Source organism: Nonomuraea sp. NPDC003754, assembly GCF_053605785.1.
This window is the reverse complement of the sequence record NZ_JBSGJX010000059.1, coordinates 1-19737: the sequence shown is the minus strand read 5'-3', so window position 1 is coordinate 19737 and position 19737 is coordinate 1. Positions and strand designations below refer to the sequence as shown.

The 19737-nt window shown below is 72.0% G+C and carries 21 protein-coding genes; 7 read left to right on the top strand and 14 right to left on the bottom strand.

The annotated features are described in order from the left end of the window. The first annotated feature begins 138 nt into the window (after positions 1–138). Positions 139–417 (top strand): hypothetical protein, encoded by a 279-nt coding sequence (locus ACWEVS_RS41925; RefSeq protein ID WP_449925104.1) that lies wholly within the window; start codon positions 139–141, stop codon positions 415–417. A 36-nt stretch (positions 418–453) separates the two neighbouring features. Here the strand turns inward: ACWEVS_RS41925 and ACWEVS_RS41920 are convergent, their stop codons facing one another. From ACWEVS_RS41920 to ACWEVS_RS41905, 4 genes are all read right to left on the bottom strand, one after another. After that, positions 454–1140 (bottom strand): TIGR00266 family protein, encoded by a 687-nt coding sequence (locus ACWEVS_RS41920; RefSeq protein WP_449925101.1) that lies wholly within the window; start codon positions 1138–1140, stop codon positions 454–456. A gap of 312 nt (positions 1141–1452) precedes the next feature. After that, positions 1453–2841: an RNA polymerase sigma factor gene (locus ACWEVS_RS41915; RefSeq protein ID WP_452556452.1), complete on the bottom strand. Its 1389-nt coding sequence runs from the start codon at positions 2839–2841 to the stop codon at positions 1453–1455. 171 nt (positions 2842–3012) lie between these two features. Next, entirely contained in the window at positions 3013–3348 is a 336-nt protein-coding gene (locus ACWEVS_RS41910; RefSeq protein ID WP_452556450.1) for a hypothetical protein, read from the bottom strand. A 51-nt stretch (positions 3349–3399) separates the two neighbouring features. Further along, positions 3400–4551, bottom strand: a complete 1152-nt coding sequence (locus ACWEVS_RS41905) for an AMP-binding protein (protein WP_452417456.1) — start codon at positions 4549–4551, stop codon at positions 3400–3402. Between the two features lie 51 nt (positions 4552–4602). Between ACWEVS_RS41905 and ACWEVS_RS41900 the strand changes: the two genes are divergently transcribed. Both ACWEVS_RS41900 and menD read left to right on the top strand, forming a co-directional pair. Further along, the gene (locus tag ACWEVS_RS41900) at positions 4603–5529 is read left to right on the top strand and encodes an o-succinylbenzoate synthase (protein WP_452556448.1); all 927 of its coding nucleotides are present in this window, start codon (positions 4603–4605) and stop codon (positions 5527–5529) included. Next, entirely contained in the window at positions 5526–7184 is a 1659-nt protein-coding gene (menD, locus tag ACWEVS_RS41895; protein WP_452556446.1) for a 2-succinyl-5-enolpyruvyl-6-hydroxy-3-cyclohexene-1-carboxylic-acid synthase, read from the top strand. The genes ACWEVS_RS41900 and menD overlap by 4 nt, the downstream gene beginning before the upstream one ends. Before the next feature lie 38 nt (positions 7185–7222). Here menD and ACWEVS_RS41890 read toward each other — a convergent pair whose 3' ends face one another. Next, the gene (locus ACWEVS_RS41890; RefSeq protein ID WP_452556444.1) at positions 7223–8083 is read right to left on the bottom strand and encodes a hypothetical protein; all 861 of its coding nucleotides are present in this window, start codon (positions 8081–8083) and stop codon (positions 7223–7225) included. Between the two features lie 119 nt (positions 8084–8202). On the opposite strand from ACWEVS_RS41890, the gene ACWEVS_RS41885 reads away from it, so the two are divergent. Next, positions 8203–8748, top strand: coding sequence for an NUDIX domain-containing protein (locus tag ACWEVS_RS41885; protein WP_452556442.1), 546 nt, complete (start codon positions 8203–8205; stop codon positions 8746–8748). A 99-nt stretch (positions 8749–8847) separates the two neighbouring features. Here ACWEVS_RS41885 and ACWEVS_RS41880 read toward each other — a convergent pair whose 3' ends face one another. Continuing rightward, the gene (locus tag ACWEVS_RS41880; protein ID WP_452556440.1) at positions 8848–9813 is read right to left on the bottom strand and encodes an MBL fold metallo-hydrolase; all 966 of its coding nucleotides are present in this window, start codon (positions 9811–9813) and stop codon (positions 8848–8850) included. Beyond that, on the bottom strand, positions 9813–10463 hold the full coding sequence (locus ACWEVS_RS41875; protein ID WP_452417464.1) for a TetR/AcrR family transcriptional regulator: 651 nt from the start codon (positions 10461–10463) through the stop codon (positions 9813–9815). Before ACWEVS_RS41875 ends, ACWEVS_RS41880 begins: the two co-directional genes overlap by 1 nt. Positions 10464–10641: 178 nt before the next feature. On the opposite strand from ACWEVS_RS41875, the gene ACWEVS_RS41870 reads away from it, so the two are divergent. Beyond that, positions 10642–11229, top strand: a complete 588-nt coding sequence (locus ACWEVS_RS41870; protein ID WP_452556438.1) for a TetR/AcrR family transcriptional regulator — start codon at positions 10642–10644, stop codon at positions 11227–11229. 162 nt (positions 11230–11391) lie between these two features. Beyond that, positions 11392–12000: an SMI1/KNR4 family protein gene (locus ACWEVS_RS41865; RefSeq protein ID WP_452556436.1), complete on the top strand. Its 609-nt coding sequence runs from the start codon at positions 11392–11394 to the stop codon at positions 11998–12000. Between the two features lie 49 nt (positions 12001–12049). Here the strand turns inward: ACWEVS_RS41865 and ACWEVS_RS41860 are convergent, their stop codons facing one another. After that, entirely contained in the window at positions 12050–12172 is a 123-nt protein-coding gene (locus ACWEVS_RS41860; RefSeq protein ID WP_452556434.1) for a hypothetical protein, read from the bottom strand. Positions 12173–12286: 114 nt separating this feature from the next. Further along, positions 12287–12682 (bottom strand): NUDIX hydrolase, encoded by a 396-nt coding sequence (locus ACWEVS_RS41855; RefSeq protein ID WP_452556432.1) that lies wholly within the window; start codon positions 12680–12682, stop codon positions 12287–12289. A gap of 135 nt (positions 12683–12817) precedes the next feature. On the opposite strand from ACWEVS_RS41855, the gene ACWEVS_RS41850 reads away from it, so the two are divergent. Further along, the gene (locus ACWEVS_RS41850; RefSeq protein ID WP_449925065.1) at positions 12818–13471 is read left to right on the top strand and encodes a DedA family protein; all 654 of its coding nucleotides are present in this window, start codon (positions 12818–12820) and stop codon (positions 13469–13471) included. Here ACWEVS_RS41850 and ACWEVS_RS41845 read toward each other — a convergent pair. The 5 genes from ACWEVS_RS41845 to ACWEVS_RS41825 form a co-directional block, all read right to left on the bottom strand. After that, complete coding sequence (locus ACWEVS_RS41845) at positions 13415–14155, bottom strand: GntR family transcriptional regulator (protein WP_452556430.1); 741 nt, start codon at positions 14153–14155, stop codon at positions 13415–13417. The two genes, ACWEVS_RS41850 and ACWEVS_RS41845, sit on opposite strands and share 57 nt — an antisense overlap. Positions 14156–14439: 284 nt before the next feature. Further along, complete coding sequence (locus ACWEVS_RS41840) at positions 14440–15498, bottom strand: DUF917 domain-containing protein (protein ID WP_452556428.1); 1059 nt, start codon at positions 15496–15498, stop codon at positions 14440–14442. Then, entirely contained in the window at positions 15491–17008 is a 1518-nt protein-coding gene (locus ACWEVS_RS41835; protein WP_452556426.1) for a hydantoinase/oxoprolinase N-terminal domain-containing protein, read from the bottom strand. Before ACWEVS_RS41835 ends, ACWEVS_RS41840 begins: the two co-directional genes overlap by 8 nt. Before the next feature lie 14 nt (positions 17009–17022). Beyond that, a complete protein-coding gene (locus ACWEVS_RS41830) occupies positions 17023–18333 on the bottom strand; it encodes a purine-cytosine permease family protein (RefSeq protein ID WP_452556424.1) in 1311 nt (436 codons plus the stop codon). Positions 18334–18384: 51 nt separating this feature from the next. Continuing rightward, positions 18385–19737: hydantoinase/oxoprolinase N-terminal domain-containing protein (locus ACWEVS_RS41825; protein ID WP_452556422.1), on the bottom strand; the 1353-nt coding region annotated here is incomplete at its 5' end.

Here is a 19737-nt window from a genome sequence, read left to right as displayed (position 1 = left end):
CGCTCGGCGCGCTTGACCGGCTTGACGATCAAGCGCTGACGAGGGCCCGAGGGGAAGACCGGCGATGGCACGACGACGGACCCGCCAAACGCAGCCGCGCCGCATCGCGTCGGCCCGCTGCGCTTCGATGACTTCGAGTTGGCGGCGATCAGGATCGCCGCCAACCGCTCCGGTCTGAGCGTCATCGCCTACGTCGCCGAGACGGCGGTGGCGGTTGCTGAGGAGCGTCTGGTGCCCGTTCCCGTCGCCCGCGGGCAGATGCGAGCCCGCGTCGAGCTCAACCGGATCGGGCGGGCGCTCGAGTCCGGCCGCGACGCCGAGCTGCTGCAGTGCCTGGCGGACGTACGGGCGCAGGTGACGCCCGCCGTATGGCGTGTGGAGGCCGCTGCCGACGCTGTGGCCGGTTTCCGCCGGTGAGCACCAGGGCTTCCCGGTGTGGCACCGCCGGCCTGCTCAGTCGCGGCTGAACGGCAGCACGGCCGTCAGCCAGTTGGTCAGCTCGGTGGGATTCCTGGTCTGGGTGTAGACGCGTCCGGGCCCGGTGAACTCGAAGACCAGCCCCTCGCCCGACTTGAGCGACTGGATCGTCTTGCCCTCGACGGCACGGCGCAGATCGCTCCGCACCGTCTCCTCATAGGCCACGACGTGCCCGGAGTCGACGATCACCGACTCTCCAGTGGCCAGTTCGACGGCCTGAAGCGCTCCGTAGCAGCCGAGGATCACCTGCCCCGAGCCCTCGGCGCGGATGAGGAAGCCGCCCTCGCCGCCGATCAGGTTGGACATGCCACCCCACTTGGTCTTGATCTCGACCTGGTCTGTCGAGGCGAGCCAGGACCCTCGGGTCAGCATGAGGGCGACGTCGGGCCGGACGGGGACGGCCATGGTGTCGCCGGGTAGGTGGTGGGCCACATCGACCCAGCCGCCGCCGGGCGGCGCGATGTAGCGGGTGACGAACAGCGACTCGCCGCCGAAGGCGGAGCGCGCCAGGCCGCGCAGGAGGCCGCCTTCGACTTTGGCTTCGAGCTCGACGCCCTTGCTCGTCATGAGCATGGCGCCGGACTCGACACGAATGGTTTCGCCGCTGGCGAGATGGCAGCGGGCGACGGCGAATGATCCAGGGAATCTGATATCGATCTGCATGCCGTCAATCTGGTGTGGCCGCCTAATGAGCGCGTTGACGATCTATATACAAGACATCGTCATCGCGCCGGCGAGCGCCGGACTCATCCCCGAACGTCCAGACCGAAACCACGTGACATAGCCCACCTCGACGCCCGGCACGTCGGTGATCGCGTTCCAGCGGCCGGGCCGACCGTCCAGGACGATCGGCAGGTCACGGGCTCTCATCCGGTTCGCCTCAGGTCCAGACCGGCGGGGGCGGTACGGGCGTCCGGGAAAAAGGGAACGCCCGGCACCTCACGGGTAGTGCCAGGCGTTCGCTCGTGGTGGGGGTCAGCTGGCCCAGTCGAGCAGGGGCCGGGTGTTGCTCGGGTGGCGCAGCTTGGACAGGGACTCCTTCTCCAGCTGGCGGATCCGCTCGCGGGTGAGGCCCAGGTGCTTGCCGATCTCGTCCAGGGTGTGCGGCTTGCCGTCCACCAGGCCGAAGCGCAGCGCCATGATGCGCGCCTCGCGCGGCGACAGGTTGTCCAGCACGCCGCGCAGCTGGTCGCCCAGGAGCTGGCGGTCGACGATCTCCGACGCCTCGGGAGAGTCGACGTCCTCGATCAGGTCGCCGATCGTCGTCTCGCCGTCCTCGCCGATCGTGGCGTTGAGCGAGATGGGCTGGCGGCTGGTGCGCAGCAGCTCCTCGATCTGGTCGGGCGTCTTGTCCAGCTCGACGGCCAGTTCCTCCGGCGTGGGCTCGCGCCCGAGACGCTGGTGCATGTCACGCTCGACACGCGACAGCTTCGACAGCATCTCCAGCACGTGGACCGGCAGCCTGATGGTGCGCGCCGAGTCGGCGAAGCCACGCTGGATGGCCTGCCTGATCCACCACATCGCATACGTCGAGAACTTGAAGCCCTTGGTGTAGTCGAACTTCTCCACCGCGCGGATCAGGCCGAGGTTGCCCTCCTGCACCACGTCAAGCAGGGCCATGCCCCTGTCGGTGTACTTCTTGGCCACCGAGACGACCAGGCGGAGGTTGGCCTCCAGCATGTGGTCCTTGGCGCGCCTGCCGTCCTCGACGACCATCTCCAGGTCGGCGCGGTAGGCGGGGGACAGGTCCGGCTCGCTGTCGAGCTTGTACTCGGCGTACAGGCCTGCCTCGATGCGCCTGGCCAGATCGACCTCCTCGGCGGCGGTCAGCAGCGTGCGGCGGCCGATCGACTTGAGGTAGGTGTGGACCGAGTCGCCCATCACCGACTGGTTGTCGTCGAGGTCGAGCGACTCCTCCTCCTCGAGCTCCACGTCCTCGGCGGCCAGCTCGAGGTCCTGCGGGGCGTCGAGCTCCTCGGCGGGCAGGTCGGCCTGCTCAGGCACGGCGACGGCCTGCTCGTCCGACGTGGCGGCCTTCGCGCGGGTCTTGGCGCCCGTCCTGGTGGTGCCGCTCTTCGCGGTGCCGCTCTTGGTGGGGGTGCTCTTCGCGGTGGCGCTCTTCTTGCGCGTGGTGGTCGCCTTCTTCGCGGTGGCTGTCGTGCCGAGCGCCGGCTCGTTCTCGGCGGCCAGGCTCACCCCGGCCTCCGTGAGCCCGCGCAGGATGGAACGGCCCTCGTTCGGGCTGATCCCCGCTACGGCAAAAGCCTCCCGCAGCTCCGCCAGCGAAAGGTGACCCTGAGCTCGCCCTCGGTCAAGGAGCTGGTCGAGGGTCGCGGGCGAGGTCGCCACGGCGGTTCGGGGCATGAGGACACCTCCTCCATACGGAGTCGCAGTCAGTTCAAAGTTTGTGGTGGGGCGGCTCTGGCCGCTCTGCGCACCAGTATCAATAACGTCATCCCCGGCCATTTGTTCCCGCGAAGGAGGAAAAAACGGACGACCGCCGGAGCCGGCGGCCGCCCGTCGGACACCTATCGCCTAGTTGTCCACGTCGTTGAGCTGGCCGGTCGCCTCCGGCATGGGCATCGGCTCCGCGCCCTCCATGCGGCTTTCGGTCCAGTAGTCGACGGCCTCCTGCGGGCTCTGCTCGACCTCGTGGGAGACCACCGTGTCGTCGTCGGGTGTCTCGTCGGTGGTGTCGTTCGTCTCAGCGGGCCGGCCGGAGGGCGCCGGTGTGTTGTTCACCACGACCGTCGTCTCCTGACTCACCTTCTCGAGCCTGCCCGCGGAGGCGGCCGCCGCGATGGAGACGCCACCGGCGACGATCACGCCGACGGTCACCGCGGACACCCACGTCTTGCGGGATGGGTTCATGAAGGTCTCCTCCTTCTTCCAGCTGCTCCTATAAGACGCAGCCGGCAGGCGTCAGGTTCCGGTGCGAAGCGCCGCGAGATCGGTTTTACCATTCGGCAGCAGCGGAAGTGCGGACACAAGCCGCAGCTCGCGTGGCGCGGCGTAGGCGGGGAGCCGGTCGCGGGAGAAGGCGCGCAACTCGGTGAGCGTCGGCGGCCGGCGAGGGTCGGCGGGCACGACGACGGCGACGACCGCCTGCCCCCACTCCGGATGCGGGCGGCCCACCACGGCCACGTCGGCCACCTCGGGATGCAGGGCCAGGACACCCGCGACCGAGGCGGCCACGACCTTCTCGCCGCCGGTGTTGATCACGTCGTCGGCCCGCCCGAGCACGCGGAGCCCGCCGTTCTCGATGGCGCCCAGATCGGAGGTGACGAACCAGCGCCCGTCGAGCGGGCTGTCGCCGAAGCGGTATCCGGCCAGCAGGACGGGGCCCGCCACGAGGATCCTGCCGTCCTCCCGGATCTTCAGATCGACCCCGTCGAGCGGCCGGCCGTCGTAGACGCAGCCGCCGCTGGTCTCGCTGCTGCCGTACGTCGTGACGACCCTGGCGCCCGACGCCCGCGCCGCCTCCAGCAGGCCCGGCCGCGGCGCGGCACCGCCCAGCAGGACGGTCTCGAAGACGCCCAGATCGGCGCCGAGCTCCAGCAGGCGGTGGAGCTGGGTGGGGACCAGCGAGACGTGCGCGGCGCCCGAACCGGCCACCGCCCCGGCGTCGAAACGGTCATGGATGATCGGCTCGGTGCCGTTGAGCAGCGACCTGACGAGCACCTGCAGGCCGGAGACATGGGAGGGCGGCAGGCAGCACAGCCAGCGCCCGCCCGGCCCCGCCTCCAGCCTGCGCAGGGACGCGGCGGCCGAGGCCTGGAGCGCGGCGGCGGTCAGCATGACGCCCTTCGGCGTTCCGGTGCTGCCCGAGGTGGCGATGACGACGGCCACCTCGGCGGGCACGCCGGGGCCGTCCGCCTGCCGTACCCCGTCGACGGTCTCGATCTCGCTCGGCCGCAGGGCGGCCAGGGCCGCGCCCGCGTGATCGGGGGACAGGGGCAGCACGGCGGGCCCCTCGCCCGACAGCGCCGCGGCGACCGCTTCGAACAGCCTGCGCCCCGGCGGGAGCACGAGCGCCCGCAGGGGGCGGTCCGGATGCGACGGGTTCCTCCACATGCTCGTAAGGTTAGTGGCGACGAACGAGGTGACAGCGGGGAAGGTGCGTGGATGGGTTCTGGGCCGAGGGTCTTCCGGATCCCGATGCGCACCCGCTTCCGCGGCCAGACGGCACGCGAAGGCGTGCTGATCGAGGGCCCCGCCGGGTGGGGCGAGTTCTCCCCCTTCCCCGAGTACGGGCCGCGTGAGTGCGCCCGCTGGCTGGCCTGCGCCCGCGAGGCCGCCTTCGACGGCTGGCCCGCGCCCGTGCGCTCCCGCGTCCCGGTCAACGCCACCGTCCCCGCCGTCTCCGCCGAGCGCGCCCACGAGCTGGTACGGCAGGCGGGATGCCGCACCGCGAAGGTCAAGGTGGCCGAGCAGGGCCAGAGCTTCGCCGACGACCTCGCCCGCGTCGAGGCGGTCCGCGACGCGCTCGGGCCCTCCGGCAGGATCCGCGTCGACGCCAACGGCGCCTGGGACGTGCCGACGGCGGTACGGCACCTGCGCGCCCTCGACGCCTACGACCTGGAATACGCCGAACAGCCCTGCGCCACGCTCGACGAGCTGGCCGCCGTCCGGCGGGCCGTCGACGTGCCGATCGCGGCCGACGAGTCGATCAGGCGCGCCGACGACCCGCTGAAGGTGCGCGCCGCCGAGGCCGCCGACATCGCGGTGGTGAAGGTGCAGCCGCTGGGCGGCGTGCGCGCCGCGCTGCGGGTCGTGGAGGCGTGCGGCCTGCCGGCGGTGGTGTCGAGCGCGGTGGAGACCTCGGTCGGACTGGCGGCGGGCGTCGCCCTGGCCGCCGCGCTGCCCAGCCTGCCGTACGCGTGCGGGCTGGGAACCATGTCGCTGCTGTCGGGAGACGTGGTGGACGACTCCCTGACCCCCGTCGACGGGTTCTTGCCGGTCTCCCGCCCGTCAGTGGATCATTCGCTCTTGTCGGAGTTTGAGATCGAGTCGCCGTCGTGGCTGCGGCGGATGCAGGAGGCGGACCTGTGAACCCGGCTACCGCGCTCGCCACCGTGCTGGTGGACGAGCTCGTCCGGTGCGGCCTGACCGATGTCGTGATGGCACCCGGGTCCCGTTCGGCTCCCCTCGCGCTGGCCCTCCACGCCGAGTCGCGGGTGCGGCTGCACGTGCGCATCGACGAGCGGTCGGCGTCCTACCTGGCGCTGGGCCTGGCCCGCCGGTCCGAGCGGCCGGTGGCGCTCATCTGCTCCTCTGGCACCGCGGTGGCCAACTTCCACCCCGCCGTCATCGAGGCGAGCGAGTCCGGCGTGCCGCTGCTGGTCCTGACCGCCGACCGGCCGCCCGAGCTGCGCGGCACCGGCGCCAACCAGACCATCGACCAGCTGAAGGTCTTCGGCGCCGCCGCCCGGTGGTTCGCCGAGGTCGGAACGCCCGAGGAACGCCCCGGGCAGGTGGCCTACTGGCGCTCGCTGGCCGCCCGCGCCTACCAGCGCGCGCTCGGGCCGTCCGACCCGGGCCCCGTGCACCTGAACCTCGCCTTCCGCGAGCCGCTCATCCCCGACGGCGACACCTCGTGGGTCGAGTCGCTCGACGGCGACACCGCCGGCTCGTGGGTGCGGGCCCGCGTCGCACCGCCGCCCGTGGCCCTGCACCTGCCGCCGACCAGGCGCGGCGTCCTCGTCGTCGGCGACGGGGCGCCCAACGTGCGGCGCTACGTCGCCGCCGCCGGCATGGCGGGCTGGCCGGTGCTGTCGGAGCCCAACGGCGGCGGCCGCTACGGCGACCACGCCATCTCCACCTACCACTTCCTGCTCGGCACGCCGTCCTTCGCCGACGCCCACCAGCCCGACGTGGTGGTGACGCTCGGCCGTCCGGGGCTGTCCAGGCCGCTGCTGTCGTGGCTGCGGCGGGCCGAGGAGCACATCGTCGTGGCCACCGACCTGGCGCGCTGGCCCGACCCCACCCGGTCGGCCACGCAGGTGGCGCAGGCCGTCGAGATCCCCGTCGCCGCGGGCGACGACGCCTGGCTGCACTCCTGGCGGCGCGCCGACGCCGCGGCCAGGACCGCCATCGACGCCCTCCTCGACGACAGCGGCATGACCGAGCCGCGCATCGCCAGAGACCTGGCCGACTCCCTGCCGAACGGCGCGCTGCTGTTCTGCGGCTCCTCCATGCCGATCAGGGACCTCGACCAGGCGATGCGGCCGCGGCGCGGGCTACGGCTGCTGGCCAACCGGGGCGTGTCGGGCATCGACGGGCTGGTCTCCACCGCCATCGGGGCGGCCTTGGCGCACAACGGGCCCTCCTACGCGCTGCTCGGCGATCTGACGTTCCTGCACGATCAGAACGGCCTGATCCTCGGGCCCCGGGAACCGCGACCCGACCTGTGCCTGGTCGTGGTGAACAACGACGGCGGCGGGATCTTCTCGCTGCTGCCCCAGGCGGGCATCCGCGACCCGTTCGAGCGGGTGTTCGGCACGCCGCACGGGGTCGATCTGGAGTACGTGGCCGCGGCCACCGCGACGCCGTACCAGCTGGTCGAGGACATCTCCGACCTGCCCAAGGCGATCCGCGGGGAAGGGCTGCGCGTGGTGGAGGTCCGCACGCGCCGGGAGGCGAACGCGGTGCTGCACGCGCAGCTGAGAGAGGTCGCGCAGGCGGCCGTCCGCGACGCCGCCGGCTGACCCGGTGCCGTGGGACGCCGTCCAAGGCCACCAGGCCGTCACCGCCGCGTCAGCCCCCGCACCACCGGCACACCCGTACCAGAATCGAGCACGAGGCGGTCGCCGAGCGGTCGCGCGAGTGTGACGGTGATCGTGGCCGTCTTGAGTATCGCGGGGCAGACCCCGCCGGAGCCCTCCTCGTCCACGTCAACCACCACCAGGTGGTCGGTCTCGTAAGCGCGCGCCCCGTGAATGCTGTCGCAGGCGCCGTAGCCGTACTGGAGCAGCAGTTCGTGCGGCCTGTCGGGCACGAGGTCGAACGCCGTCACCTCTTCGATCCCTCCCGGCAGGCGTTCGGGGCGGGCGGTGACGGCCGACGGGGCAACCGCGACGTGCACGTACTTCTGCTCGACCCCCTTGACGGTGAACAGCCAGGCCGGCACCCGGATCGTGCCGCGGCTGGTCTTCAGCGGCACCTCGCCCAGCTCTGCGCCGGTCACCAGGAGGGGGCGGCATCCGTCGGCCGGGCACTCCTCCTCGATGAGGTCGGCCGGCCTGCTGAACTTCGCGTACGCGCTCGCCGCCGTGATGAGTGGCACCTGCGAGAGCGAGCCGTCCGGCCATCGCACGCCCGCGTGGGCCGGGGAGCCCGCGGGTAGCGGGGCGGCCAGCCTCCATACGCCGTTGTGCGCGCTCCTGTTCACCCAGGCCGGAACGCGGCGCACGCGGGCCCATCCCCGCGGGTTCATCACTTCCAACGGAACGAACCCGTCGCGCCACGCGTGGTCGTCGGGCGATCCCTGCCAGCGCTCCGCCACCTCTCGGGCGCGTTCCTCGAACCCGCGAGGCGAGACGCGATGGGACCAACTGCAGGAGGACAAGAGCAGCACCAGGGACAGGTACGCCATCGCCCTTCGCACGAGACCCCTCCTCCGCCGCCGTGATCAGCGGGCCCTCCGTCGCGCGGCTCGACGGCGACCACGCTAGCCGGTCGCGCGCCGGCGAACCGGACGTATCGCTGAACGGGATACTGGCGGTCATGACCGCCCAACCCGGCATCGACGACGTAGTGTTCAGCCGCATCAAGATCCGGACCGGTGCGCTGGTGTTCTGCGACGACGACGTCGCCCTCATCCGCCGCGACCGCGGACACTCCGTCCACTACACCCCGCCAGGTGGCAACGTCGAACCGGGAGAAGGCCTTCTGGCGGCCCTCGAACGGGAGCTGATCGAGGAACTCGGCCTCGACATCCGCAGCAGCGCCACGCCGCCGCAGCTTCTGTGGGTGATCGACCAGATGGTCACCCGACCTGGTCCTACAGTGCCGCCCCGCAAACTGCACCTCATCTACCGGACGCACGTCACTTCCGTGGTCCGCGCACGGATGGCCGGTGAGGAATACGACGAACTGCCCGATGGTGGGCGGGAGGTCGGCGTCATCGAATGGATCGACTACCGCGAGACCGCCGACCTGCCGATCTTCCCTCCGATCGGGCCGGCGCTGGCCGCGCTGCCCTCGCCGCGCGCCGCCGTGCCGGACGCTGCCCTGCCCGCCGTCGACGACACCAACTACACGTGGGTCTGATCACCGTGACCTGGCCATCGGCGTCGACCACCCGACGGTCGCCGAGAATGGCCTGCGCTTGCGCCGGTGGATCAGCCGTGGCATGGCGGCGATGGCCGGTCAGGCGGCGACGCGGGTGATCTCGCCGGTGAGCCAGCGGTAGGTCAGCAGGATGTTGAGCCGGTGCAGGGAGCGCATCAGCGCGGTGAACGCCTCCGGCAGGCCGGGCGAGAAGTCGATGCCCCACAGCGGGGCGTCGTAAAGCGTCTCGATGGGCCGCCCGGCCTGGTGGTGACGGGTGACGGCGGCATCGAGCTGCTCCAGGTAGCCGATGAGCACGCTGATCCCGGGCTCGGCGGGACCGAGGAAACCGTGTCCAGGCACCAGGGTGTCGACTTCGAGGGTGGCGCGCATGGTGCGCAGCGACGTGACGTAGGCGGCCGGGTCGCCGACCAGGCACATGGGCACGATGCCGCCCGCGGGCCCGGCGAAGTTGCCGGTCCAGGCGATCTTGGCGTCAGGGACGTGCACGATGGTGTCGCCCGAGCCGTTGCCCGGTCCGAAGTGCCACAGGTGGACCACCCGGCCGCCCAGATCGATCTCGCAGAAGCGGTCGACGACCACGTCGGGCCGCCGCCAGGTGATGACCTCGTCGAGCGCGGCGGCGTCGCCGTACATGCTCTCGGCGCGGGCACGCTTGGCGGCGGCCAGGTCGGTCATGGCGGCCTTGTTGGCGCGCGAGGAGTAGATCGTCACCTCGTCGCCGAAGGCGGCGTTGCCGAAGGTGTGATCGCCGTGGTAGGTGGTGTTGACCAGGTATCCGATGGGCACGTCGGTCAGGCCCGCCGCCACCTCCTGGATGTGCCGGCCGATGCCCGGCGTGACGCCCGCGTCGACGACCAGCGCCGCCTTCTCGCCGACGATGAGGCCGTTGTTGTCCTTGGGCGGCTGGTTGGCCATCAGCGCGTACACGCCGCGGGCCAGTTCGGCCGGGTGCAGCCGCAGGCCGACGGGGCTGAGGTTGGGCGCGATGAAGCCGGGGGGACGTTCGGTGATCTCCTGGCTGATCACGGGGGCACAGAGCATTACCGCTCTCCTTCGTGCGTGGTGACGCAGGTGAGAAAGAAGCCGACATGGTCGGCGATCATGTCGCGGGCGGTGTCCGGGTCGGTGTCCGGTGTCTGGCCGCGCAGATAGAGCAACCGCACCACGTGCAGCGGGGCGAACAGTTCCCAGACCAGTTGCCTGACGGGCACGTCGGCCCGCATGAGGCCGTCCTCCTGCCAGCGGCGGAAAGGCTCTTCCAGCCCGGCGCGGGCCTCGTCGATCGCCGCGGCGAGGGCGCCGGTGCCGCCGGCGCCGGCGCCCTCGCGCGCCATGACGGCGGCGAAGAGCATGGCGCGCGGCTGCGTCCATGCCTCGACCAGGCGTTCGGCCAGCACGTGTACGGCAGCGCTCGGCCCCATCTCCGCCAGCGCCGCGGACTCCACGCCCAGCACGGAGAACGACAACGGGCCCATCCCCGCCAGCAGGGCGTCGTAGATGGCCTGCTTGCTGGAGAAGTGCGCGTAAATGGCGCTGTCACGCACGCCGACGGCCCCACCGATCTGCCGGACGGTGGTGGCGGCGAAGCCTTGCCTGGCGAACAGCTCCAAAGCGGCGTCCAGCAGCCGGTCACGTGTGGCCGGCCCCTGACTGCGGGGTGGCCGCCCTGGCCTGCGCGGTGCGGTGTCCATGCGATAAACTTAATTAGCGCTCATTTAATTAGTCAAGAGCCTCGCGATCACGGCGGGCGGAAGCCGTCGCTCGACCGAAGCGGACCGGATCTCCCATAGGTGGGGGGTAGGCGACGCCGTACCCAACCCCTCCTGTGCCGGTCAGCATAAGATATGAGCGATAGCATAGGAGGGTGGCGTGACAACGCGACGAGAGCAGACTAGCCAGGAGAGCCGTGAGCTGATCCTCTCGGCCGCGGCGGAGTTGTTCGCCGAGAAGGGGTACCGGCAGACCACGTTCGCCGACGTGGCGGAGCGGTCGGGGATCAGCAGGGGCTCGATCCCGTGGCACTTCGGCAGCAAGGAGGGGCTGCTGCTGGCTGTGCTCGAACGCTCGGTGGACCTGGTCCGCGGCGGGTTCCCGGCGGAGCCGGAGAAGGGAGAGGTGGGCTTCGACCGCCTGGGCGAAGGCGTCGACCTGCTCCTACGGCTGCCCACCTCAAGGCTGTTCGTCACGCTGCTGGTGGAGGCGCTGGAGCCTGGCTCGCCGATCCAGGGCCGCTACGTCGAGATCCACGACACGTTGCGCGACCATTGCAGGAGATGGCTGGAGCGGTTGCCGTTGCCGCCCGGCATCTCGGCCGAGACGCTGGCCGTCACGCTGGTGGGCGCCGTGATCGGCATCCACCAGCAGTGGCTGCTCGCGCCCGACCGCGTCGACCCGCAGGCGGCCGTCGCCTGCCTCGGGCTGCTGGTCACCGGCATGCGGCCGGCGCCCTCCGCCTGAACCGGCACTCGGCATCGTTCACCCTCGAAGCCGCGCTCGGCTGGACGGGCACGTTGGGCGACCGTCGCCCGGGGGCTGTGATCAGGTGTCCCGGTCAGCACGTCGGGGCCCAGTGGAATGATTCCGGTGTGTCTGAGGAACTCACGCTGGTATCGCGGCCGCATGGTGTTCGGCCCGTTCCGCCCGTGTGAAGTGGCGGAAGTCGAGCTCCTTGAGCAGGAGATCGGGCTGTCCTTGCCAGAGGCCTACCGCAGGTTTCTCGAGGCCGCCGGCGGCTCCCAGCTCGAGTACGCCCTCGACTTTCCGGTCGATGAACCGGACTCCGAGGTCTTGGGGTTCGCCGAGCTCTACCAGCTCGGCCGCGATGAGGACGGTGACTACGGCCATGGGACGCTGCTGGGCGAATACCGCAACACCTCCAACTGGTGGCCGGCCCCCGAGATCCCGCTCCATGGGCTGTTGCCCATCGCCCGCAATGGCGGAAGCGACACCCTGTTCCTCGACCTGAACCCAGCCACCCACGGTCAGATCGACGCGTTCGTCCACGGACTCCCCGGCTGGACAGGACGTCGTCAGCGGGGCCTGTTCGCCAAGGTCGCCGACGACTTCGACGCCTACCTCGACAGTCTGCGCATCGACCCTGACATGGCCGAATCGACCTGGGGTGACGTGGCTGACGCGGACCCAGCCGACCCCTGGCGGCGCACTGTCGAGGCATGGCTTGACAACGGCCTTCCGGACTGGCGCGGCCAGGCCTGGGCCGGCGATTGAGACAACTCGACGACGCCGGGAAGACGAGCCGGGGATGCGGCCGCCGGGTTCAATCACAGATGTGCCGGTAGCCGCCGCCCAGTTCGGCGATGACGCGCCGCCGGTACGACTGAGTGGCGAACCGGCCGTTGAGGTAGACCACGCAACGGCCGGGCCCACCGGTGTCGGTCACGGCCAGCGCGGTGTCGAGATCGCGCTGCCGCGGCGCGGCCGGCGCAGGCGGTCGGCGCGCACGCCGCCCCGTTCCGTGCCGTGCTCGGGCACGTGGGTGGGCCGTGGTGGTCCGTCAGGGGATCAGCAGGCCCTGCGTGTGGAGGGTGTCGAGGACCAGCCGGTTGGCGGCGGAGACGCGGTCGCGGTCGGCGTGGGTGAGCCAGGCGATCTCCGCGATCTCTGCCTGCGGCGTGAGGGTGCCGGAGTAGTCGGCGGTGTAGCAGGTCATCCGTACGGTGACATCCGTCTTGCCGTGCGCCGGCGCCTCGTAGGTGCCCACGTGGTGAAAGGTCTCGGGGACCAGCGAGACGGTCAGCTCCTCGGCGATCTCCCTCAGGAGAGCGTCGACGTCGCTCTCGCCGGGCTCGCGCTTTCCGCCGGGCAGGTAGAAGGCGTCCATCCCGTGGGAACGGGCGCCCAGCAGCCTGCCGTCCTCCAGGAGGACCCACGCGACCTTGTCGATCACCATCTGTCCCCTCCCCGTGATCGTCGTGCTGCGAGGGTTTGCGCAGCTGGCCGACCTGTTCCGCTCGTCACCAGGGTAGTCCCTGCCCGGTGCGCCGGCCTGTGCCGACAAGTTCCCTCCACTGGTTAAGGTGGCCGGATGCATATCGACGAGTGGCTGCAGGCGATCCCGCCGGTGTGGATCTGTGCGTTGGTCGGCGTGGTGATCGGGCTGGAGAGCGTGGGCATCCCGCTGCCCGGGGAGATCGTCCTGGTCAGCTCGGCCCTGCTGTCGGCCAAGGGCGTGGTGGACCCCGTCTGGGTGGGAGCGTGCGCCAGCGTGGGGGCGATCGTCGGCGACTCGATCGGGTACGCCGTCGGCCGCAGGGGCGGCAAACGGCTCTTCGTCCGGCTCGGCAGGCGCTTCCCCAAGCACTTCGGGCCGCATCACATCGCCAAGGCCGAGCACTACTTCCACCGGTACGGCATGTGGACGGTGTTCTTCGGGCGCTTCATCGCCCTCCTGCGCATCCTGGCCGGGCCGCTGGCGGGGGCGCTGCGCATGCCGTACTGGAAGTTCCTGGTCGCCAACGTGCTGGGCGGCGTCGTCTGGGCGGGCGGCACCACGGCGGTGATCTACTACCTGGGGATCGTGGCCGAGAAGTGGCTGAAGGGGTTCTCGTGGGCGGGGCTCGGCGCGGCCGTCCTGTTCGGGATCGCCACCACCTGGTACGTCAAGAGGAAGGCGAGCAGGGCCTCAGCGCTCGATGAGGGTGACCTCGAGGGAGTAGTGCGAGGCCCGGTAGACGTGTGAGCCGTGCTCGACGGCCTTGCCCTGGTCGTCGTAGGTGGTGCGGACCATGGTCAGCAGCGGCGCGCCCCTGCGCTCGTCGAGCAGCTTGGCCTCGGTCGTCGAGGCGGCGCGGGCGCCGATGCGCTGGTTGGCGACGCGCATGCGCACCCCCGCGGCGCGCAGCAGCTCGTACAGCCCGCGACCCCGCAGGTCGTCGGGAGTGAGCGGGGCCAGGCCGACCGGCAGCCAGTTGTGCAGCAGGGCCAGCGGCTCGCCCGCGGCGAAGCGGAGCCGTTCGAGATAGAGTGCCTCGTCACCGGGGGACAGGCCGAGGACCTGGGCGACCTGCTCGTCGACCGGTCGCGGCTCCAGGGCGAGGACCTCTGTGGCGGGCTCCTGGCCGGAGCGGCGCAGATCGTCGTAGAGGCTGGTCAGCTCGACCGAGCGCTTGACCTGGCCATGGACGACCTGGGTGCCGACGCCGCGCTTGCGGACCAGCAGGCCCTTGTCGACGAGGTACTGGATGGCCTGGCGGATCGTCGGCCTGGACAGGCCCAGCCGGTCGGCGAGCAGGATCTCGTTGTCCAGCCGGGAGCCGGGGGCGAGGTCGCCTCGCCGGATGGCCTCGGCGATCTGCTCGGCTACCTGGAAGTACAGGGGGACGGGGCTGGAGCGGTCCAGATCGATCGCCAGGTTCGCGGTCATGTGATCAGGTTAGCGAGGTCAGAATGTCCTGACAAATCTTTCCTCGATGTCGCAGGAACGCGGGCACCCGGCGGGTGCGCGCCCGACCGGGGGCGCGCCTGGTGGTCCGGCGCGGGGCCGGGGTCGCGTGGAGAAGAAGCGTGCACGCGGTCCCGGCCCGGACGGTCCGGACCCGGACAGCCTCGGCCCGGACGGCACCGGCCCGCCACCGTCCGGCCCGGATGGTTCCGGTTCGGACGGTGGCGGGGCGGGGAGGACGTCGAGCGGTAGTCCGGTGAAGGGGGTCAGGCGGCCGGCAGCGGCCGGTGGTCGCAGTCGTAGCCGAAGTAGCGCGGCCCGGCCAGCTCGAGCCCCGCGGGTGTGGTCCACCGCGGGTCGCAGGGGGCGCCGATCACGGTGACCCGCAGGCCGTACCGCATCGACTCGGTGGTCACCGGCTCGCCGGTGTCGGTGTCGAGGACGCAGATCAGGTCGGGGGTGGTCGCGACGATCTCGCCGTCCCTGCGCGCGAGCAGGTGCTCGTTCTGGAAGCTGAGCTCGAAGTCGCCCTCTCCCGACAGCAGCGCCCTGCCGCGGGCGAACCCGCCGGTGGTGCGCCGCTCGACGTCCACGACCTTGCCGGTGAACAGCCGGACGCCGCCGAGCGTGGACGTGGCCGCCGCGACGGGGTCGGCGTGGGCGGCCCGCGCCTGCCGTACGGCCCGCCCGAGGTCCTCCGCCAGCGTCAGCGTGGCGGGGACCAGACCGTCGGCGAGCTGGTCGCCGCGCAGCACCGTGTCGGCGGAGGAGATCTGGCAGCCCATCTGGACGCAGGCGGCGCGCGCGATGCGCTCGGCCCAGTGGTTGGAGACGGCGTCGAGCACCAGCGTGTTGCCCTTGTCGTCGGCGAGGGCCATGGGCGTGTTGGACACGCCGATCAGGGTGGGCAGCACCATCTGCGCCTCGGGGAAGGCGCGGCCCATGGCGTCGCCGTCGACCAGCGGCAGCCCGGCCTGGGCGGCCGCGGCGATGGGAATCATCGAGTTCACGCCGCCGATCTCGATGGGCACGATGTGGGTGGCGGGCCGGCCGATGACGGCCTCGAGGGCGCGTAGCGCGGCCAGCTCCTCGGTGCCCGCGGGCAGCTTCTCCAGCAGCACGGTGGGCGCGCCCATGCTGGAGACGGGCACGACCGTGGCGTCGGCGGGGACCTCGTCGATGTCGTAGAGCGTCACCGGGCCGTGGCGCCTGATCGCCTCCCTGGCCAGGAGCTTGCCGACGTAGGGGTCGCCACCGCCACCGGTGCCGAGGATGCCCGCGCCTCTGGCCATGTCGTCCAGCTGCTCGATGCCGATCTCACGCATTGATCTTCTCCAAGTCCAGGTCGCCGACGGCCTTCACCCTGATGCGGGTCGCGTCGCCGGGCAGGTAGGCCAGCGGGACCTCCTCCACCTCGGCGATGCGCACGCTGCCGGTCCGCGCGCCCGCCCGTTCGGCGCGGGCGACGGCCTCGGCCTTCGCCTCCTCGAGGACGACCTGGCGCGGGCCCGCGTAGACCTTGTCCACCTCGCCGCCGACCTGGGCGATGGCGGCGCCGACGGCGTTGGCCACGGCGAAGTGGTCGGGCCTGCGCACGTCGTCGAAGCCCGGCAGGTCGGAGATCAGGACGCTGCCGCCGCCGACCAGCACGACCGGCAGCGGCGCGGGGGAGGTGCGCATCCGGTCGACGGCGTCGGCCACCCGTTCCGCGATGACCTTCAGCGACCTGGCCGGATCGACGCCGGCCACCAGCGAGTGGTCGCCGATGTCGGCGTACCCGGCGGCGACCGCCAGGTCGGTGGCGGTCAGCGTGCCGCCGCCGAACACCAGCGCCTCCTCCGGCAGCCGGAAGCCGACGCTGCGCGGGCCGACGGAGCCGTCCCCGGCGACGACGGAGCCGCCGCCGATGCCGATCGACAGCACGTCGGGGATGCGGAAGTTCGTGCGGACCTCGCCGACCATGGCCTCTCCGGCGGCCTCGCGGGGGAAGCCGCCGACCAGGATGCCGATGTCGGTGGTGGTGCCGCCGATGTCGACGACCGCGCAGTCGCTCAGCCCCGACAGGTACGCGGCACCCCGCATCGAGTTGGTCGGCCCGGAGGCGAAGGTGGCCACCGGGTAGCGCAGCGCCCGGGAGACGTCCATGAGCGTGCCGTCGTTCTGCGACAGGAACAGCGGCGCCTCGATGCCCGCCACCCGCAGCGCCTGCCCGAAGGCGGCCACCGTCCGCTCGGCGAGCGGGCGCAGCGCGGCGTTGACGATGGTGGCGTTCTCCCTGGCCAGCATGCCCACGCGGCCGATCTCGCTGGACAGCGAGAGGTGGACGCCGGGGCCGAGCTCGGCGGCCAGGATGTCGGCCGCGGCCCGCTCGGAGGAGTCGCTGACGGGGGAGAAGACCGAGGAGATCGCCACCGAGCGCAGGCCCCTGCGCCTGATGTCGGCCGCGACCCGCTTGAGCTCGGCCGGGTCGAGGGCGGAGATCGGGCTGCCGTCGTACTCGTGGCCGCCGTGGCACAGGTAGACCGCGCCCTCGACGACCTTGCGCAGGCGCGACGGCCAGTCGACCATCGGCGGCAGCGCGGCCGTGGCGGGCAGGCCCAGCCGTACGGCGGCGACCGGTTCCAGGCGGGCGCCCTCGACCAGCGCGTTGACGAAGTGGGTCGTGCCGATCATGACCGCGGACACCTGGGTGGCGCCGAGGCCCGCGAGGGCCGCGGCGACCCCGCCGGTGACGTCCTCGGTGGTGGGGGACTTGACGGTGGCCAGCACGTCGCCGCCGTCTCCGATGAGGGCGGCGTCGGTGTTGGTGCCGCCGACGTCGATGCCGATGCGCATGGAGTGGGATTCCTTCAGACGGTGAGGAGTTCGCGGGTGCCCCGGACCAGGCCGAGCTTGCCCGCGACGATGTAGGCCAGACCTGCCAGCAGGAGGGAGTTGAGCGCGGGGATGCCGATCCACTGGTGCTGCTCGCTCAGCCAGCCGACCAGCGCCGCCGCCGCCCAGATGACCAGCGTCGCCGGCACCCAGGTCGGTTCGGTCGCCGGCAGCGCGCCCTCGTCCCGCGAGGCGTCGAGCGCCGGCCGCCAGCGCTTGACGACGAAGTACTCGGCCACCATGATCCCCGCGATCGGCGGGGTGATGACGCCGAGGACGAGCAGGAAGTCGGTGAAGCGCTCCAGGATGCCCACGGCGGCCAGGACGCTGCCGAGCACGCCGATGCCGACGGTCACGGCGACCCGGTTGAGCCTGACGCCGACCGTGGACTCGACGGCGCTGAGCAGGCCCAGCGCCGAGGAGTACAGGTTCCAGTTGTTGATCTTCACGGTGGCGGAGATCAGCACGATCACGCCGATCACGCCGGAGGAGGCGGTGATGATGGCGATCACGTCGGACGACTTCACCGCGTAGGCCAGCAGCACGCCGGCCAGGCCGAGCACGTACTCGCCGAGCGAGATGCCCACCAGCGTCTGCTTGATCACATCGCCAGTATTGCGGTTGAAGCGCGTCATGTCGGGCGTGGTGACGGCGCCGACGATGTAGGAGCCGGCCACGATCGTGGCGCCGGTGGCGATCGAGATCGGTTCGCCGAAGGGCGGCGACGCGACGAGGGCGCCCAGGTCATGGCGGGAGATCTCCACCCACATCGCCCATCCGGCCAGGCCGAGAAAGGCGGGCACGGTGATGAACGCGGTCAGCCCCATGGCCTTGAAACCGCGGACGACCAGCGCGGTCACGCCCAGGCCCGCGATCAGTGACCAGGCCCACAGCGGCAGCCAGCCCATGATCGAGTGCAGCCCGGCGGCGAACACCGCGGTCTGCACGCCGAACCAGCCGAACAGGCTGAGGGTGATGATCACGCCGATCAGCGTCGCGCCGTAGCGGCCGAAGCCGGTCCACCTGGCCAGCATCGAGGTCGACAGGCCCTCGCGCATGCCGGCGATGCCGACGAAGATGCAGACGATCTCCAGGATCACCGAGCCGAGCGTGAAGGCCCAGAAGGCGTCCCAGAAGGACAGCCCCGCGCCCAGCGTGGCGCCGAGCAGGAACTGCGTCAGGTCCGACAGCTGGCCGAAGCGCTGCACCGCCACGTTGAACCAGGGGTAGCGGGCGCCCGGTGGCACCCGCTCCAGCGGGTAGTCCTCATCCGTCGTCGTTGCCATGGGGGAGACGCCTTTCACAGGGGGGTCACAGGGGCAGAGGGGGTCACAGGATCACAGCCGCGCGGGCGGGCCGGCGGCCCTGGCGCGCAGCCGTACGAAGGGGCCGGGCAGGTAGTCCAGCGGGGTGTCGGCGGCCTCGACGATCCGCACGTGGAGGGGGTCGGCCCCGGCACGGACGGCGCTGGCCCTGGCCTGCTCGACCACCGCCTCCATCGCCGCCGGCAGGTCCGCGCGGCCGGCCAGGCGCACGATGCGCTCGTACTGGCCACCCACGGGGCTGGTGGCCGCGCCGATCGCGCCGGCCGCGGTCGCGTGCTCGGGATGCAGCCCGTCCGGTACGGCATGCGCCCCGCCGCCCACGACGACCAGCGGCAGCCGTCCCGCCCCGGGCTGCATCCGGTCGACGGCCTCGGCCAGTTCGGCGGGCTCGACCGGCCTGGCCACCCTGACCAGCTCGGGGATGCGCAGCCCGACGGGCACGCCGCCGATGCGGGCGCCCGCGACGGCCTCCTCGGGGAAGCCGCCGGCCAGCGCGCCCACCCTGACACGGCGGGCGCCGACGTCCGCGACGACGGCGTCGGCCAGCCCCGTCAGCGCGCCCGCGCCGCGCAGCATGCTGGCCGGTCCGCTGCCGAGGCTGAGCCCCGGATGCCGGGCCAGGTGTTCCAGGCTCATCAGCGTGCCGTCCCCGCGGGTGACGTGGACGGCGGTGACAGGGGCCAGCGCCGAGGCGAGGCGCGCGGCCACGTCCGCGGCGAAACCGGACAGGGCGGCGTCGAGGACGGTGGCGTTCTCGCGTTCGAGCAGCCCGAGGCTGCCGAGGTCGGCCGACAGCGCGATCGGCAGGTCGCCGAGCTCGGCGACGACGATCGCGGCCGCCTCCTGCTCCTGCTCGGCGTCGAGCGGCGAGAACAGGCCGGTGACGGCGACCGCCTGCGCCCGGCCCGCGACGGAGGCGGCGAAGCGGGCGACGGCGTCGCGGTCGAGCGGGGTCCAGTCGGCGCGGTCGAGCCCGCCGCCCCCGTCGACGACCGCGCTGCCCGCCTCGACGGCGCGGCGCAGGTCGTCAGGCCAGCCGAACAGCGGCCTGATCGCCTGCGCCTCCTGGCCGCCGATCCGCAGCGCCGCCACCCTGCACAGGCCGCGCCTGCCGGCGACGGCCGAGGCGGCGCCGTGCAGGCCGACGGCCACCTGGGCGAGCGGCGGGGCGGCCAGCCGGCCGAGGGCGGCGGTGACGCTGGCCACCGGGTCGCCGGGCACGGAAGCGACCTTGACGGTGGCCAGGACGGCGCCCGCGTCGTCGAGCAGGGCGGCGTCGGTGTTGGTCGGCCCGATGTCGACGCCCGCCTTCACCGCGCCACCTCCCCGGCCCCCGGCCGGCGCCGCCCGCCTCCGGCGGACCGC